Source organism: Lysobacter panacisoli (assembly GCF_009765165.1).
GTDB lineage: Bacteria > Pseudomonadota > Gammaproteobacteria > Xanthomonadales > Xanthomonadaceae > Lysobacter_J > Lysobacter_J panacisoli.
On sequence record NZ_VLNU01000001.1, the window covers coordinates 3,205,428 to 3,219,771 of the forward strand.

Below are 14,344 nucleotides of genomic sequence, written 5' to 3' on the forward strand. Positions count from 1 at the left end.
GGCGGCCACGGCTTGATCGAGGTTGCGCAATTGCGTCCCGCCACTGTAACGCGGCACCGCCGATGCCACCTCGACGCGCGGTACTGCTCCGCGCGACAGGGCCCGCACGAAGCGGGCCCTGTGCTTTTGCTCAGTACGCCTGCGCGGTGGGACGCACCACCAGTTCGTTGACGTCCACGTCCGCGGGTTGGCCGATCGCGTAGGCGATCGCGCGCGCGATGGCGTCGGCGGGCAGCATGTCCTTGCGGAACACCTCGTCCACCTCGCGCTTCATCGCCGGATCGGAGATGGTGCTGGTGAGTTCCGATTCCACCGCGCCCGGCGCGATGGTGGTCACGCGCAGGAACGGCGATTCCTGGCGCAGTCCTTCCGAGAGCGCATGCACCGCGAACTTCGTGGCGCAGTAGACGGCCGCAGTCGGGAATACCTGGCGACCCGCCACCGAGGACACGTTGACGATCTGGCCCGCGCTCTGCGCATGCATGACCGGCAACGCGGCGCCGATGCCGAACAGCACGCCCTTCACGTTGACGTCGACCATGCGCTCCCACTCGTCGACCTTGAGGTCGGCCATGCGCGAGAGCGGCATCACGCCGGCGTTGTTCACCAGCACGTCGAGGCGGCCGTACTGCTTCACGGTGGCCTGGACGAACGCGTCGACGGAATCGCGACGGGTGACGTCGAGCGCCTGTACGAGCACCTCGCCGCCGGCCTCGCGGATCTTCGTCGCGATGGCTTCGAGGCGATCGGTGCGGCGTGCACCGAGCGCGAGACGCGCGCCGTGGCCGGCCAGGCGCAGCGCCGCTGCCTCGCCGATGCCGCTGCTGGCGCCGGTGATGGCGACGACCTTGCCGCGGATGTCGAGGGCGAATTCGTTGGAACTGGACATGGGGGTTCTCCGTTTGCGTAGCGAATGAAATCCCGTCGCGACCGGCGTTCGCCGACCGCGTTGTGAGGGATGGAAGCCACCGGCGCGCGTGGCGCCGGTGTGGATCAGGCGTCGGTCAGGCGTTGACGGTCGCCATGCCGGCGGCGGGATAACGCGTGCCGGCGATCTGGTGCGAGGCGAGGATGTCGTCGAGCAGGCGCTGCTCGGCGAGCGTCAGGTCGATGCGCGTGGCCGCGGCGTTCTCGTCAAGTCGGGCGACGCGACGGGTGCCGGGGATCGGCACGATGTCCGGGCCGCGATACAGCAGCCACGCGAGCGCCAGCTGCGCGGGCGTGCAGTCGTGCTGCTTCGCGATCTGCGATACCGCGATGACCAGCAACTGGTTGCGGTCGATGTTGCCGTCCTGGAAGCGCGGGTTATGCCGGCGCCAGTCGTTGTCGGCCAGCTCGCCGGTGTTGTGGATCGCGCCGGTGAGGAAGCCGCGCCCGAGCGGGCTGTAGGCGACGAAGCCGATGCCGAGCTCGCGGCAAGCGACCAGCGCGTCGTCTTCGACCTCGCGCGTCCACAACGAATACTCGCTCTGCAGCGCGGCGATCGGGTGCACGCTCGCGGCGCGGCGCACGGTCGCGCCCGAAGCCTCGGACAGACCCAGATGACGCACCTTGCCGGCTTCTACCAGACGCGCCATCGCGCCGACGGTGTCCTCGATCGGCACGCGCGGATCGACGCGGTGCTGGTAGTACAGGTCGATGTGGTCCACGCCCAGGCGCTTGAGGCTGGCGTCGCAGGCGGCGGCGACGTACTCGGGGCGGCCATCGATGCCGAGGAAGTCGCCGTTGGGCGCGCGCACGTTGCCGAACTTCGTCGCCAGCACGACCTCGTCGCGGCGCGTCTTCAGTACCTGCGAGAGCAGCGCTTCGTTGCGGCCGACGCCGTACATGTCGGCGGTGTCCAGGAAGTTCACGCCGATGTCGAGGGCGTGGTGGAGGACGGCGAGGTTCTCGGCCTCATCGCTGGGGCCGTAGAAATCCGACATGCCCATGCAACCCAGGCCGATGGCGGAAACGGTCAGTCCCTGGCGGCCGAGCGTGCGACGGGGGAAGGGGATGTTCATGCGAGCTCCTGCGGGGGAGAGGGGGTGGACATAGCCTCCTCCTCGCGGGCTCCGATGCGTTAGCCCATTGCTCGTCGATCCTTGCCCGATCCTCCGGCGGTGGGTTCCGGACACGCGCCACCCGCGCACGCGCGCGCATAATCGCCCCAGCCCTCCCCACGGCCGCAAATCCATGAACGACAACGCTTCGAACGTGATCGCCGCGCCCCACGGAATGGAGGCCCAGCAGGCCGAACTGGCCGCCCGGGTTGCCCGAAACGTCCCCGGTGACGGCCTCCACGAGACCGCCGTGCGCGGCTTCTGGCTGATCCAGGCGTCCGAACCCTCGCTGCCGCTGCCGACCGTCTACCACCCCAGCGTGTGCGTGGTGGTGCAGGGCCGCAAGCGCGCGTTGCTCGGCGAGGACGTGTTCCATTACGACCCGCTCAACTACCTCGTCGTGTCGATGTCGCTGCCGATCAGCGGGCAGATCCTCGACGCGTCGCCGGAACGTCCCTACCTGTGCCTGCGCATCGACATCGATCCGGCGCTCGTCAGCGAGCTGGTGCAGCGTTTGCCCGCCGACAAATCCCCCGCGAATCCGGGCCGCGCGGTGTACCTCGGCCGGACCAGCCCGTCTCTGCTGGATGCGGTGCTGCGGCTGGCGCGGCTGCTCGACATGCCCGACGAAGCGGAGGTGCTCGCGCCGTTGGCGATGCGCGAGATCCACTACCGCGTGCTGACCGGCGAACTCGGTCAGCGCCTGCGCGAACTGTGCGACGCCGACGGCCCCGCGCAGCGCGTCGCGCGCGCGATCGACCTGATCCGGCAGCGCTACGCCGAGCCGCTGCGCATCGAACAGCTGGCCTCGGCCGCGCACATGAGCGCCTCGTCGCTGCACGAGCGCTTCAAGGCGGCGACCGCGATGACGCCGCTGCAGTTCCAGAAGCAGCTGCGCCTGCAGGAAGCGCGTCGGCTGATGCTGGTGGACGGCATGGAGGCCGCGACCGCGTGCCACCGCGTCGGTTACGAAAGCCCGTCGCAGTTCAGTCGTGAGTACCGCCGCCTGTTCGGCGCACCGCCGCGCCGCGAGGTGATGTCGATGCGTGGCGCGACCGCCTGACGCATCACCCCGTGCGCACGCGCGACGCGAGCACCGCGCCCAGCAGCGCCAGTGCGGCGGAGATCGCGAAACCGACCAGATAGGCCAGCGACGGCGCGCGCGTGAACAGCGCCGCGAACAGCGAGCCGCCCACCGCCAACACCGTTGCCGTGGTCAGCGCGTCGCACAGCTGCAGCGCGGAGGCGTTCACACCCTGGCGGTTCAACGGCGACAGTTGCAGCGTGAGCACCGACAGCGTCGGGAACAGCAGGCCCATGCCCAGGCCCGCCGCGATCCAGCCGACGATGCCGACCGCGACCGGAACCGACGGCGAGATCGCCCCGGCGACACCGGACACGCCGACGACGATCATCGACATGCCGATGCGCAGCAACTGCGGTGGCGTGAACGGCTGCGTTGGTCGGCTGCGGTACCACGCGCCCAACGACCAGCCGAGCGCGCCGACGGTGAGCACGACGCCGGCCATCGTCGGCGACAGTCCGCGTTCGCGCGATAGCAGCAACGGGATGAACACTTCGGTCCCGAAGAATGCGCCGCAGGCGATGCCGCGCAGCGCGATCACGGTCGGCAATCCGCGTGCGGCGCGCAACGTGCCGCGTGGCAGCAGGCGCCATGCGCAGAACAACAGGCCGGCGATGGCGAAGGCGAGCAGCGCCGCGCCAAACGCGTCGCGCAGCTGCCCGGCGTAATGCAGCAGCAGAGCGCTCATCGCGGCGCCGATGGCCCATGCGATGCGGTGCGGCGTGTCCTGATCGTCGCCGCCGGGGGGCGGGCCGACGTTCCGCACGGCCGGCAGCACGCAGGCGGCCGCGGCGATCGCCAGCAGCGGCACCGACAGGAACACCCAACGCCATCCCGCGTGCTGCACCAGCAGGCCGCTGATGGTCGGACCGACGATCGCCGGCAACACCCATGCCGCGGCGAACGAGGCGAAGATGCGTGGATGCAGCGACGGCGGGTACACGCGGCCGACCGCGACGTACAGCGCGACCGACATCATGCCGCCGCTGAATCCCTGCACGAGCCGGCCGAGCAGAAGCACCTGCATCGACGGCGCGAAACCCGCGACGAGCAGGCCCACGCAGAACCAGCCGATGCCGTGCCTGAGCGCGGGCGCCGGTCCGCGCAGGTCGGCCCAGCGTCCGGCCAGCACCATGCCCACCACCGATGCGGCCAGCGTCGCGCCGAAGGCCAGCGCATACAGCGGCAGTCCGTCGAGCGCCTGCGCGATGGTCGGCATCGCGGTCGCGACGGCCAGCGCTTCGAACGCGCCCAGTCCGACCAGCGCGATCGCGCCAATGGTCACGCCGCGATAGTGGCGCGCGAAGATGCCCGCCTGACCGGTCGGAATGCCGTCGGCGGGATCGCGTTCCCACGCGACGCTCGCCATCGCTTCGATGTCGCCCGCGTCGCGCGATGTGTCGTTGCGTGCTTCGTTCACAGGGCGTGCCCGAAGGTGCTGTAGACCATCAGCACGACCTTGCCGCGACCGTGTCCGTTCTCGACATCGCGATGCGCGACCGCGGCATGCGCGAGCGGATAGATGTCGCGCACGTGCACGCGCAGGCGGCCGGCGTCGTGCAGCTCGACCAGTTCCTGCAGGCGCTCGCGGCTGCGCTGGCTGCGGATCGCCTGCACGCCCAGGCGCTGCACGTCCTCGAAGTCCACCAGCGTGCCGATGCGTGAAGGTTCGATGCCCAGCGCGATGGAGGCGTCGAGCGCACCCCGACCGCTGCCGTCGAGGGCGGCGTGCACGCGCGGCGCGATCTGGCGCACGCGTTCGGCCAGGCCGGAGCCATAGAGCACCGGTTCGACGCCGAGCGAACGCAGGTAGTCGTGGTTCTCGCGGCTGGCGGTGCCGATCACGCGCGCGCCGCGCAGTCGCGCCAGTTGCACCGCGATGGTGCCGACACCGCCGGCCGCGCCGTGCACGAGCACCGTGTCGCCGGCGGCGATGTCCAGCGCCTGCACCGCCGTGAGCGCGGTCTGTCCGGAGGCCGACAGCGATCCGGCCACGGCCCACGACATCATCGGCGGCTTCGACACAAGCTGCTGCGCGGGCACGACGACGGCTTCGGCGTAGGCATTCGCGTTGCACCAGCCGAGCACCTCGTCGCCCTTCGCCAGCCCGTTCACGCCGTCGCCGATCGCGTCGATCACGCCCGCGAATTCGTTGCCCAGTTGCCGCGGAAACGGTGTCTGGCCGATGCCGCGTTGCGCGAACCAGCCGCTTCGCGTGGCGCAGTCCGCGGGCTGCACGCCGGCGGCGCGGATGCGCACGCGCACTTCGCCGGACCCGGGCGAGGGCAGCGGCAGCTCGGCGAGCCGCAGCACGTCGGCGTCGCCGTAGCGGTCGAACACGACAGCCTGCATCGTCGCGGTGGGTGCTGTTCGTGCGACGTATCCGTCGCGCGCATTGCGGGTATCCATGCCTGTCCCGGTTGACTCGAACCAATACGCGGCCGAGGATAGAACCTCAAGCTAAGTTGAGGTCAAGCGCCGTGGGCCAGGAACCGCTCAGCGTCGGCGAGGTCGCCAAGCGCAGTGGCGTCGCCGTGTCGACGCTGCATTTCTACGAATCCAAGGGGCTGATCCAGAGCGAGCGCACCGCAGGCAACCAGCGCCGCTATCCGCGCGACATGCTCCGGCGCATCGCGATCATCCGCGCCGCGCAGCGGGTGGGCATGCCGCTGTCCACGATCCGCGAGGCGCTGGCGAGCCTGCCCGAGGCGCGCACACCGACGCGGCGCGACTGGGCGCGGCTGTCGAGCGCATGGCGCGAGGAACTGGACGCGCGGATCGAGCAGCTGGTGCAGATGCGCGACACCCTCGACGACTGCATCGGCTGCGGCTGCTTGTCGCTGGACCGTTGCCGCCTGGCCAATCCGGGCGACCGGCTCGGCGAACACGGGTCCGGCGCGCTGCGCTGGGTCGAAGGGGAGGGCGACGACGATTGAATGGCGATCGTGTGACACGTTTGTCACATTCGCCGGGTGCAATCGTGCGGATTCCTTCCGGACGGTCGCGATGAAGATCCTGATGCTGTCGGACGTGTACTTCCCGCGGGTCAATGGTGTGTCGACGTCGATCCGCACCTTCGCCCGCTCGCTGGTGCGCCGCGGCCACGACGTCACGCTGGTCGCGCCCGACTACGGTCACGGCAGCGGGCAGGCCGCGCACGACGAGGAATTCGAAGTCCTGCGCCTGCCGTCGCGGGTGATCTTCTTCGATCCCGAAGACCGGTTGATCCGCGCCGGCGCCGCACGCCGCCTGCGCGAGCAACTGGCCCGGCGCGAGTGGGACGTCATCCACATCCACACGCCGTTCCGCGCACACACGATGGGCGTGCAGCTCGCGCGCCAGGGCGCTTGGCCGACGGTGGAGACCTACCATACCTATTTCGAGGAATACGTCGGCCATTACCTGCCTTGGTTCCCGACGGTGCTGACGCGCTGGATCGCACGCGCCGCGTCGCGCCGGCTTGGCAATGGCGTGGACCATCTGATCGTGCCGAGCGGGCAGATGGTCGAGGTGCTCGAGCGCTACGGCATGGACACGCCGTACACGGTGTTGCCGACGGGCATCGAGCTGGCCGAATTCGCCGGCGGCGACGGCGCGGCGTTCCGCGCTGCGAACGCCATCGCCCCGGACCGCCCGACCCTTGTGACGGTCAGCCGGCTGTCGCTGGAGAAGAACATCGACTTCCTCCTGCAGGTCGTGCAGCGGCTGGTGGCGGAGTTCCCGACGCTGCTGTTCCTGATCGCCGGCGAGGGGCCGGACGCCCCGCGCCTGCGCCGGCGCGTGCAGGAACTGGGCGTGCAGGATCACGTGCGCTTCTTCGGGAACCTCGACCGGGGCACGACGCTGCTGGACTTCTACCGCGCCGGCGACGCGTTCGTGTTCGCCTCGCCGACCGAGACGCAGGGGCTGGTGCTGATCGAGGCGATGGCGCTGGGCGTGCCGATCGTTTCGACCGCGGTAATGGGCACGGCGACGGTGCTGCGCGAGGCGCGCGGGGCACTGATTGCTGACGAGGAGGTGGCCGCCTTCGCCGCGCAGACCGCTTTGCTGCTGCGCTCGCCCTCGCTGCGCGCGTCACTGGCGGCGGCGGGACCGGGCGACGCCCGGCATTGGAGCACCGATGCGCTGACTTCACGCATCGAGGCGCTTTATTCCTCCCTGGCGGGAACGCGTGCGGTGCCGGCACCGGCGTGAGACCCCTGCGATGAAAGATCGACGCTGCGTGTACCATCCGCGCACCGTCATCCGCCATTGAGGTCGCAACATGTCCCTTTCGATGCATGAGGCCAGCGTGCCCGTGTTCCGCCACATGCTCGGCGCGCTGTCGGGCGTGCTGTCCAAGGGTGAGGCCCACGCCGTCGAGCAGGGATTCGATCCGGACGTGCTGCTGCAGACGCGCCTGTTCCCGGACATGTTCCCGCTGCTGCGCCAGGTGCAGATCGCGTGCGATTTCGCCAAGAGCATCAGCGCGCGCCTGGCCGACGTCGAAGTGCCCGCCATTCCCGACGAGGAGCGCAGCTTCGCCGACCTGCGCGAGCGCATCGTCGCTACGCTCGCTTTCATCGAAGGCCTGGATCCGCTGCTGTTCGAAGGCAGCGAAGAGCGCGAGATCGTACTGCGCCCGGGCACGCCGAAGGAACGCCGCTTCAGCGGGCAGGACTACCTGTTGCGCTACGGCATCCCGCAGTTCTTCTTCCACGTGACCACGGCTTATGCGCTGCTGCGCCACAACGGCGTGCCGGTGGGCAAGCTGGATTACATGGGCGCCCGCTGATGGTCGAGGTGCCCACGCCGCTGGAACGACGCCCGATGGCGACGGCCCGCGGCATGGGCACTCTGGCGTTCGTGTGCGTGCTGCTGTTCACCGCGATCGGTGGGTTGCTGCAGGGTCTGCGCATGGACCTGGACTGGGTGCGAGCGCCGCTCAGTTTCTATCTGGTCGGACCGTACGGCCTGTGGCTGCAGGCGGCCTACGTCGCACTCGCGGTGGCGCTGGCGACGCTGGGCGCAGGCTTCTACGGCGCTGCGTCGCCGACGCGGCGCAGCGTCGTCTCGCTGCTGCTGTTCGTGATCGGTGCGCTCGCGCTCGCCGTGACCGCGCTGGCGGAAACGGACAAGGGCGGTGGCGTCGAGCTCACCACGGCCGCGAAGGTGCATGCGATCAGCGCGCCGCTCGCGTTCCTCGGCACGACGCTGGGCATGCTGGCGCAGTCGTGGAGTTTCCGCGCCGACCCGCGCTGGCACCGGCACTTCGCGCTGGCGTTCGGGCTGGCGGTGTTCTGCTTCGCCGCGCTGTGGATCCACGCCCTGTGGCGCGAGCTGCCGCGCGGGCTCAGCCAGAAGGCGGTGATCGCGGGAATCCTGCTGTGGTTGGGGCTCGCGGCCACCTGGCTGCGGCGCACGCCGGATGGCGGCCTAGATAAATCAATCACTTGAATCTAACAATTCAAGGGTTTTCGCGCGTCTAGAATATGCGCGCCATGCTGCTCAACGTCGCCGCCTACCATTTCGCCCCCATCGACCGCCCCCGGGACCTGGCCGATCGCCTGCGCGAACGCCTCGAATCCCTCGACCTGCGCGGTACCGTGCTGGTCGCCGCGGAAGGGATCAACCTGTTCCTCGCCGGCGACGAAGCCGCCGTCCGTACCGTCGTGGATGAGCTGCGCGCGCAGCCGGACTTCGCCGCGATGACGGTCAAGTACAGCCGCAGCCATCGCCAGCCGTTCGCGCGGCTCAAGGTGAAGGTGAAGGCGGAGATCATCAGCTTCCGCCGCGACAACGCCTCGCCGCTGGACGGTCCGCGCGCCCCGGCGGTCGAGCCGCACACGCTGGCACGCTGGCTCGACCAGGGTCATGACGATGCAGGCAAGCCGGTGGTGATGCTCGATACGCGCAACCGCGAGGAGTTCGGCTACGGCACCTTCGCCAACGCGCTGACCCTGCAGATCGACAACTTCACCGACCTGCCGCAGGCGCTGGAACCGCACCGCGATGCCCTGAGCGACGCCACCGTGGTGAGCTTCTGCACCGGCGGCATCCGCTGCGAGAAGGCCGCGCTGTGGATGCACGCCGAGGGAATGAGCAACGTGTTGCAGCTGGACGGCGGCATTCTGGGTTACTTTGAGCAGGTCGGCGGCCGCCATTACGATGGTCGCTGCTTCGTGTTCGACGAGCGCGTCGCGCTCGATGCCGAACTGCAACCCCTGGTGGACGACGCTGCTTGAGGCAGCCCGCCGCGCGGCCGGTGCCGCGTCGCGTCCGCAGTCAGCGAGGAACGCGTCCGTGAGAAGTGCGCCTGTGAGGAATGCGATGCCAAGATCCGCCGTGCCCCTGATGCTGGTCCTCGCCGCGGCTGCGCTTGGCCTGTCCGCCTGCGAACAGAAGCCGGTCAACAGCGCGCCGCCGGAGGAGATCACGGCACCGGCGCCGGCGGCCAATCCGCAACCCGACGTCACCGCCGAACCGGTCGAGCGCGCCGCGCCGCCCGTGATCAAGCCGGTCGCACTGGGCGAGTTCGAACCGGGCAACCCGGTGGCGATCGCCGTGACCGGCAAGCTCACGATCGAGGACGCCACGCTCAAGGGGGAGAACGGCGCCAGCTTCACCACCGAGAGCGTCGCCCTGGTCAGCGGCGGCGATCCGTACATGGAAGGCCAGACCTACGCGCAGGTCATGCAGATCGCGGCCGACCAGCCGGTCGAACTGCGCCGCGTGCTCGAGGAGACCCCGCCTACGCAGGCGCCGGCCAACGCGTTGTGCGGCGGCAGCCGCACCGGCTACATCGCGCTGGCGAAGGTCGAAGAAGGCGACGACGGAATCGTGAAGCTGATCGGCCTGAAGGGCACCGACCTGCCGGCCGCCAACGCGAGCGGCATCGAGCTGTGCGCGAGCACGTTCTACATCGCATCGAAGGCCGCCGAAGCGGACAAGGATGCAGGCAAGGACGACGGCAAGAAGTGAGCCGGCTCAGCGCGCCGTGTCGGCGCGCTGCAGCCACGCCACCGCGCCGCGTCCGGCGCGCAGGCCGCTCGCGTAGCACGCGGTGAGCAGGTAGCCGCCAGTCGGCGCTTCCCAGTCGAGCATCTCGCCCGCGCAGAACACGCCGGGCCATTCGCGCAGCATCAGCGCGTCGTCGAGCGCTTCCAGGCGCACACCACCAGCGCTGCTGATCGCCTCGGCGATGGGGCGCGCGCGCAGCAGGCGCAAGGGCAGCCGCTTGATCGTGCGCGACAGCGCCTGCACGTCGTTCATCGCATCGCGGTCGAGCACTTCGTACAGCAGCGCGGCCTTGACCCCGGTGATGCCGGCCTGCCGGCGCAGGTGCTCGCTCAGGCTGCGTCCGCCGCGCGGTCGCGACAGGTCCTCGCGCAGACGGTGCAGTTCGCGTCCGGGCGCAAGGTCGAGCTCCAGATGTGCCTCGCCGTGCGTGGCAATGGCATCGCGCAGCATCGCCGACAGTGCGTAGACCAGGCTGCCTTCGATGCCCGTCGCGGTGATCACGCACTCGCCCTGCAATTCGCGCGGCGTGCCGTCGGGGTCGTGCCAGTGCGCGACCACGGGCTTCAGCGGCGCACCGGCCTGGCGCGATGCGAAGTGCTCGCTCCAGCCGATGTCGAAGCCGCAATTGGACGGTTGCAGCGGCGCGACATCGACGCCGCGAGCGCGCAGCGCATCCATCCAAGCGCCATCCGATCCCAGCTCCGGCCAGCTGCCGCCGCCGAGCGCGAGCACGCAGGCGTCGGCCTGCACGCTTTGTTCGCCGTCGGGTGTCTCGAAACGCAATGCGCCGTCGTCGTGCCAACCGAGCCAGCGGTGTTGCACGTGGAAGCGCACGCCATCCTCGCGCAGGCGGCGAACCCAGCCGCGCAGCAGCGGCGCGGCCTTGCGGTCCATCGGAAACACGCGGCCCGATGTGCCGACGTAGGTCTCCACACCGAAACCGCGCGCCCATTCCCGCAGCGTGTCGGCGTCGAAATCGTCGAGCCACGCGGCGATCTCGCGCTGTCGTGCGCCGTAACGCGCATCGAACGCGGGACGCGGTTCGCCGTGGGTGAGGTTGAGTCCGCCCTTGCCGGCGATCAGGAACTTGCGGCCGACCGAGCCCTTCGCTTCGTACAGATCGACCTCCACGCCCGCGGCGCGCGCGACCTCGGCCGCCATGAGCCCGGCGGGGCCGCCACCGACGATGGCGAGGCGAGGAGGTGAGGAGACGGGGGCGGGCATGCGGAAAGTGGGCAGGTTCGGCACGCCATTATGCCGTCGTCCACCTGTGGGCCCGCCCCCAAAGCGGTTATCGTTTCTGCCGGAAACCGCCGAGACGGCGTGGGGAGCAGATCCGGATGCAATGGGGAACGAAAGCAGGGCGCCCTTCCTGGCGCGTGCGATCGGCGCGTACGGTCGCCGTACTCGCGCTGCTGGCGAACGGCGTCGCGCAGGCGCAGGCGCCGAATGATCTGCCGCCGCAACTGCAGGACTTCGACGCCTACGTCGAAGGCGTGCGCAAGCAGTTCGACGTGCCGGGCATCGCGGTCGCCGTGGTCAAGGACGGCGAGGTCGTGCTCGAACGCGGCTTCGGCCAGCGCGAGATGGGCAAGCCCGCAGCCGTCGATGCGCGCACGCTGTTCGCCATCGCCTCCAACACCAAGGCCTTCACCGCGGCCTCGCTGTCGATCCTCGCCGACGAGGGCAAGCTGAGCCTGGACGATCGCGTCGTCGACCACTTGCCTTGGTTCCGCATGTCCGATCCGTACGTCACCCGCGAGATGCGCCTGCGCGACCTGCTCGCGCACCGCAGCGGGCTCGGCCTCGGCGCGGGCGACCTGCTGTACTGGCCGACCACGACCTACAACACCGAGGAAGTCTCGCGCCGGTTGAAGGACGTCCCGCTGACCGGCAGCTTCCGCGGCCAGTACGCGTACGACAACATCCTCTATGGCGTCGCACAGCTGGTGATCGAGAAGGTCAGCGGCCAGAGCTACGCGCAGTTCCTGCAGCAGCGCATCTTCGATCCGCTCGGCATGCGCGACACGCGCTTCAACAGCGACGCGCTGCGTCCACGCGACAACATCGCCACCGGCCACGCCAAGGCCGACTTCAAGGATCTGCAACCGGCGCCACGCATGGCGTGGGCCAATGTGTCCGGCGCAGGCGGCATCTATTCCAGCGTGCACGACATGAGCCGCTGGATGCGCATGCAACTCGCCGGTGGTACCTATGTCGATGCGCGTGGCAACACCCAGCGCCTTTTCAGCGAGGAACGCCAGCAGGCGATGTGGTCGGTGGTGACGCCGATTCCCGTGCCGAAGGCGGCGGTGCCGGAACTCGAAGCCACGCGTCCCAACTTCCTCGGCTACGGCGAAGGCTGGAGCCTGTCCGATTACCGCGGCCACAAGCTGGCCTGGCACACGGGCGGCTGGCCGGGCATGGTCTCGCGCGTGACGCTGCTGCCTGAGCAGAAGCTCGGCGTGATCGTGCTGACCAATGCCGAGATCGGCGGCGCCTTCAACGCGGTGACGCTGCGCGTGCTCGACGCCTACCTCGACACGCCGAAGACCGACTGGACCGCCGCTTACGCCGCGGCGCTGGCCAAGAGCAAGGGCAAGGCCGACGAGGACTGGCAGAAGCACCTCAAAGCGCGTGTCGCCGATGCGGGCCCGTCGCTGCCGCTGGCGAAGTACGCGCGCACGTACCGCGATCCGTGGTACGGCGACATCGTGGTCGAAGAGAAGGACGGCGCGCTGCGCATGCGCTTCACCCGCACGCCGCAGCTGGCCGGCACGCTGACGCCTTGGCAGCACGATACCTTCATGGTGCGCTGGGACGAACGCTGGCTCAACGCCGATGCCTTCGTCAGCTTCGCGCTCGACGCCGACGGCGGCATCCGCGAAGCGCGGATGGAAGCGATCTCGCCTATGACCGACTTCAGCTTCGACTTCCAGGACCTGCGCCTGGCGCCGGTCACGGACGACGACAAGAAGGAAAGCAAGGGCTGAGTCAGCGCAGTGCGTGCGCGGCCAGCGCGGCCGCCACGCACCATGCCACCACCCAAAGCGCGCCGACGCGCAGGCGCGCGAGCAGTGCGAACCCGATCGCGACGATCAGCACGTCGCTCCAGTGCGCCACGCCCTGTGTCCACAGCGGATCGTAGAGCGCCGCCGCCAGCAGTCCGACCACCGCCGCGTTGACGCCGGCCAGCATCGGCGCAGCGCTGCGCATCGACGCCAGTCGCTGCCACCACGGCAGCGTTGCCAGCAGCAACAGGAAGCCGGGCAGGAACAGCGCCAACAGCGCGACCAGTGCGGACGCCACAGGCGGCCACCCGGTCGGGATTTCCCCGCCGAGGTAGGCCGCGATCGAGAACATCGGTCCGGGCATCGCCTGTGCCGCGCCGTATCCGGCGAGGAAGGTATCGGCCGACATCCAGCCGCTGTCGACCAGCGAGGACTGCAGCAGCGGCAACACCACGTGGCCGCCGCCGAACACCAGGGCGCCGGCGCGATAGAACGCCGCCGCCATCGCGCCGATCGATGCGTGCTGCGCGGGCCACGCGAGCGCGACCGCAAGCCCAGACGCGAACAGCATCAGCAACGCGATCGCCGCGCGCCGGCCGTAGGCGACGCGGATCGATGCGCCATCGCGGCGCGGAACGTCGCGGCAGACCAGCGCGCCCAGCACCGCGCCGAGCGCGATGGCGACCAGCTGCGACCACGCATTGCCACTCCACAGCACCAGCGCGCAGGCGAGCGCGGCGACGCCAATTCGCCGCAGGTCCGGCGTCATCTGCCTCGCCATGCCTAATAGCCCGTGCGCGACGACCGTCACCGCGACCAGTTTCAGCCCGTGCAGTGCCGCGGCGCCGATGCCGCTCTCCAGCCACGAAGCCATGCCCACGAAGGCGAACATCAGCAGGGCCGAGGGCAGGGTGAAGCCGACGAACGCCGCGAACGCACCGCGCCATCCCGCGCGCAGCAGGCCGATGGCGAACCCCATCTGGCTGCTCGCCGGACCCGGCAGGAACTGGCAGATCGCGAGCAGCTGCGCGTAGCGCGCCTCGTCCAGCCAGCCGCGCCGCACGACGAATTCCTCGCGGAAGTAACCCAGATGCGCAATAGGCCCGCCGAAGGAGGTGAGGCCCAGGCCCAGGAAAACGCGAAATACGTCCAAGGGCGAGGAGGAGGTCGCGGTCATGGCCTCCGAGTATGCCGTCACGCACTTTCAC

14 protein-coding genes are annotated in these 14,344 nt (G+C 69.7%); 8 read left to right on the plus strand and 6 right to left on the minus strand.

Going from position 1 to position 14,344, the window contains the following annotated elements:
* Positions 1-130: 130 nt before the first annotated feature.
* The gene (locus FOF45_RS15060; RefSeq protein ID WP_158986260.1) at positions 131-889 is read right to left on the minus strand and encodes an SDR family oxidoreductase; all 759 of its coding nucleotides are present in this window, start codon (positions 887-889) and stop codon (positions 131-133) included.
* Between the two features lie 115 nt (positions 890-1,004).
* Entirely contained in the window at positions 1,005-2,003 is a 999-nt protein-coding gene (locus FOF45_RS15065; protein WP_158986262.1) for an aldo/keto reductase, read from the minus strand.
* 172 nt (positions 2,004-2,175) lie between these two features.
* On the opposite strand from FOF45_RS15065, the gene FOF45_RS15070 reads away from it, so the two are divergent.
* Positions 2,176-3,105, plus strand: coding sequence for an AraC family transcriptional regulator (locus FOF45_RS15070; RefSeq protein ID WP_158986264.1), 930 nt, complete (start codon positions 2,176-2,178; stop codon positions 3,103-3,105).
* 4 nt (positions 3,106-3,109) lie between these two features.
* Here FOF45_RS15070 and FOF45_RS15075 read toward each other — a convergent pair whose 3' ends face one another.
* Positions 3,110-4,495: an MFS transporter gene (locus FOF45_RS15075; RefSeq protein ID WP_158987561.1), complete on the minus strand. Its 1,386-nt coding sequence runs from the start codon at positions 4,493-4,495 to the stop codon at positions 3,110-3,112.
* Positions 4,496-4,542: 47 nt separating this feature from the next.
* A complete protein-coding gene (locus FOF45_RS15080) occupies positions 4,543-5,535 on the minus strand; it encodes an NADP-dependent oxidoreductase (RefSeq protein ID WP_199244498.1) in 993 nt (330 codons plus the stop codon).
* Positions 5,536-5,606: 71 nt separating this feature from the next.
* Between FOF45_RS15080 and soxR the strand changes: the two genes are divergently transcribed.
* The 6 genes from soxR (at position 5,607) to FOF45_RS15110 (ending at position 10,086) form a co-directional block, all read left to right on the plus strand.
* Positions 5,607-6,062, plus strand: coding sequence for a redox-sensitive transcriptional activator SoxR (gene soxR, locus FOF45_RS15085; RefSeq protein WP_158986266.1), 456 nt, complete (start codon positions 5,607-5,609; stop codon positions 6,060-6,062).
* A gap of 70 nt (positions 6,063-6,132) precedes the next feature.
* Complete coding sequence (locus FOF45_RS15090) at positions 6,133-7,320, plus strand: glycosyltransferase (RefSeq protein WP_158986268.1); 1,188 nt, start codon at positions 6,133-6,135, stop codon at positions 7,318-7,320.
* Positions 7,321-7,390: 70 nt separating this feature from the next.
* Positions 7,391-7,900, plus strand: a complete 510-nt coding sequence (locus FOF45_RS15095; protein WP_158986270.1) for a DUF1993 domain-containing protein — start codon at positions 7,391-7,393, stop codon at positions 7,898-7,900.
* Positions 7,900-8,562 carry a DUF998 domain-containing protein gene (locus FOF45_RS15100; RefSeq protein ID WP_233264157.1) on the plus strand — a complete coding sequence of 221 codons (663 nt, stop codon included), beginning with the start codon at positions 7,900-7,902 and terminating at the stop codon, positions 8,560-8,562. The genes FOF45_RS15095 and FOF45_RS15100 overlap by 1 nt, the downstream gene beginning before the upstream one ends.
* Positions 8,563-8,606: 44 nt before the next feature.
* Positions 8,607-9,350, plus strand: coding sequence for a sulfurtransferase (locus FOF45_RS15105; RefSeq protein WP_158986272.1), 744 nt, complete (start codon positions 8,607-8,609; stop codon positions 9,348-9,350).
* 85 nt (positions 9,351-9,435) lie between these two features.
* On the plus strand, positions 9,436-10,086 hold the full coding sequence (locus FOF45_RS15110; protein ID WP_158986274.1) for a hypothetical protein: 651 nt from the start codon (positions 9,436-9,438) through the stop codon (positions 10,084-10,086).
* Between the two features lie 6 nt (positions 10,087-10,092).
* Here the strand turns inward: FOF45_RS15110 and FOF45_RS15115 are convergent, their stop codons facing one another.
* Complete coding sequence (locus FOF45_RS15115) at positions 10,093-11,349, minus strand: TIGR03862 family flavoprotein (RefSeq protein ID WP_158986276.1); 1,257 nt, start codon at positions 11,347-11,349, stop codon at positions 10,093-10,095.
* Between the two features lie 116 nt (positions 11,350-11,465).
* Between FOF45_RS15115 and FOF45_RS15120 the strand changes: the two genes are divergently transcribed.
* Entirely contained in the window at positions 11,466-13,118 is a 1,653-nt protein-coding gene (locus FOF45_RS15120; RefSeq protein WP_158986278.1) for a serine hydrolase, read from the plus strand.
* Between the two features lies 1 nt (position 13,119).
* Here FOF45_RS15120 and chrA read toward each other — a convergent pair whose 3' ends face one another.
* The gene (gene chrA, locus FOF45_RS15125) at positions 13,120-14,313 is read right to left on the minus strand and encodes a chromate efflux transporter (protein WP_158986280.1); all 1,194 of its coding nucleotides are present in this window, start codon (positions 14,311-14,313) and stop codon (positions 13,120-13,122) included.
* Positions 14,314-14,344: the final 31 nt, after the last annotated feature.

What these genes read in the sequence shown, in the direction of transcription:
- FOF45_RS15100 (WP_233264157.1), top strand. Translation starts at nt 7,900, where the DNA reads ATGGTCGAGGTGCCCACGCCGCTGGAACGACGCCCGATGGCGACGGCC.
- FOF45_RS15115 (WP_158986276.1), bottom strand. Translation starts at nt 11,349, where the DNA reads ATGCCCGCCCCCGTCTCCTCACCTCCTCGCCTCGCCATCGTCGGTGGC.
- FOF45_RS15105 (WP_158986272.1), top strand. Translation starts at nt 8,607, where the DNA reads ATGCTGCTCAACGTCGCCGCCTACCATTTCGCCCCCATCGACCGCCCC.
- FOF45_RS15065 (WP_158986262.1), bottom strand. Translation starts at nt 2,003, where the DNA reads ATGAACATCCCCTTCCCCCGTCGCACGCTCGGCCGCCAGGGACTGACC.
- FOF45_RS15070 (WP_158986264.1), top strand. Translation starts at nt 2,176, where the DNA reads ATGAACGACAACGCTTCGAACGTGATCGCCGCGCCCCACGGAATGGAG.
- FOF45_RS15120 (WP_158986278.1), top strand. Translation starts at nt 11,466, where the DNA reads ATGCAATGGGGAACGAAAGCAGGGCGCCCTTCCTGGCGCGTGCGATCG.
- FOF45_RS15110 (WP_158986274.1), top strand. Translation starts at nt 9,436, where the DNA reads ATGCCAAGATCCGCCGTGCCCCTGATGCTGGTCCTCGCCGCGGCTGCG.
- FOF45_RS15090 (WP_158986268.1), top strand. Translation starts at nt 6,133, where the DNA reads ATGAAGATCCTGATGCTGTCGGACGTGTACTTCCCGCGGGTCAATGGT.
- FOF45_RS15080 (WP_199244498.1), bottom strand. Translation starts at nt 5,535, where the DNA reads ATGGATACCCGCAATGCGCGCGACGGATACGTCGCACGAACAGCACCC.
- FOF45_RS15095 (WP_158986270.1), top strand. Translation starts at nt 7,391, where the DNA reads ATGTCCCTTTCGATGCATGAGGCCAGCGTGCCCGTGTTCCGCCACATG.
- FOF45_RS15075 (WP_158987561.1), bottom strand. Translation starts at nt 4,495, where the DNA reads ATGGCGAGCGTCGCGTGGGAACGCGATCCCGCCGACGGCATTCCGACC.
- FOF45_RS15060 (WP_158986260.1), bottom strand. Translation starts at nt 889, where the DNA reads ATGTCCAGTTCCAACGAATTCGCCCTCGACATCCGCGGCAAGGTCGTC.
- chrA (WP_158986280.1), bottom strand. Translation starts at nt 14,313, where the DNA reads ATGACCGCGACCTCCTCCTCGCCCTTGGACGTATTTCGCGTTTTCCTG.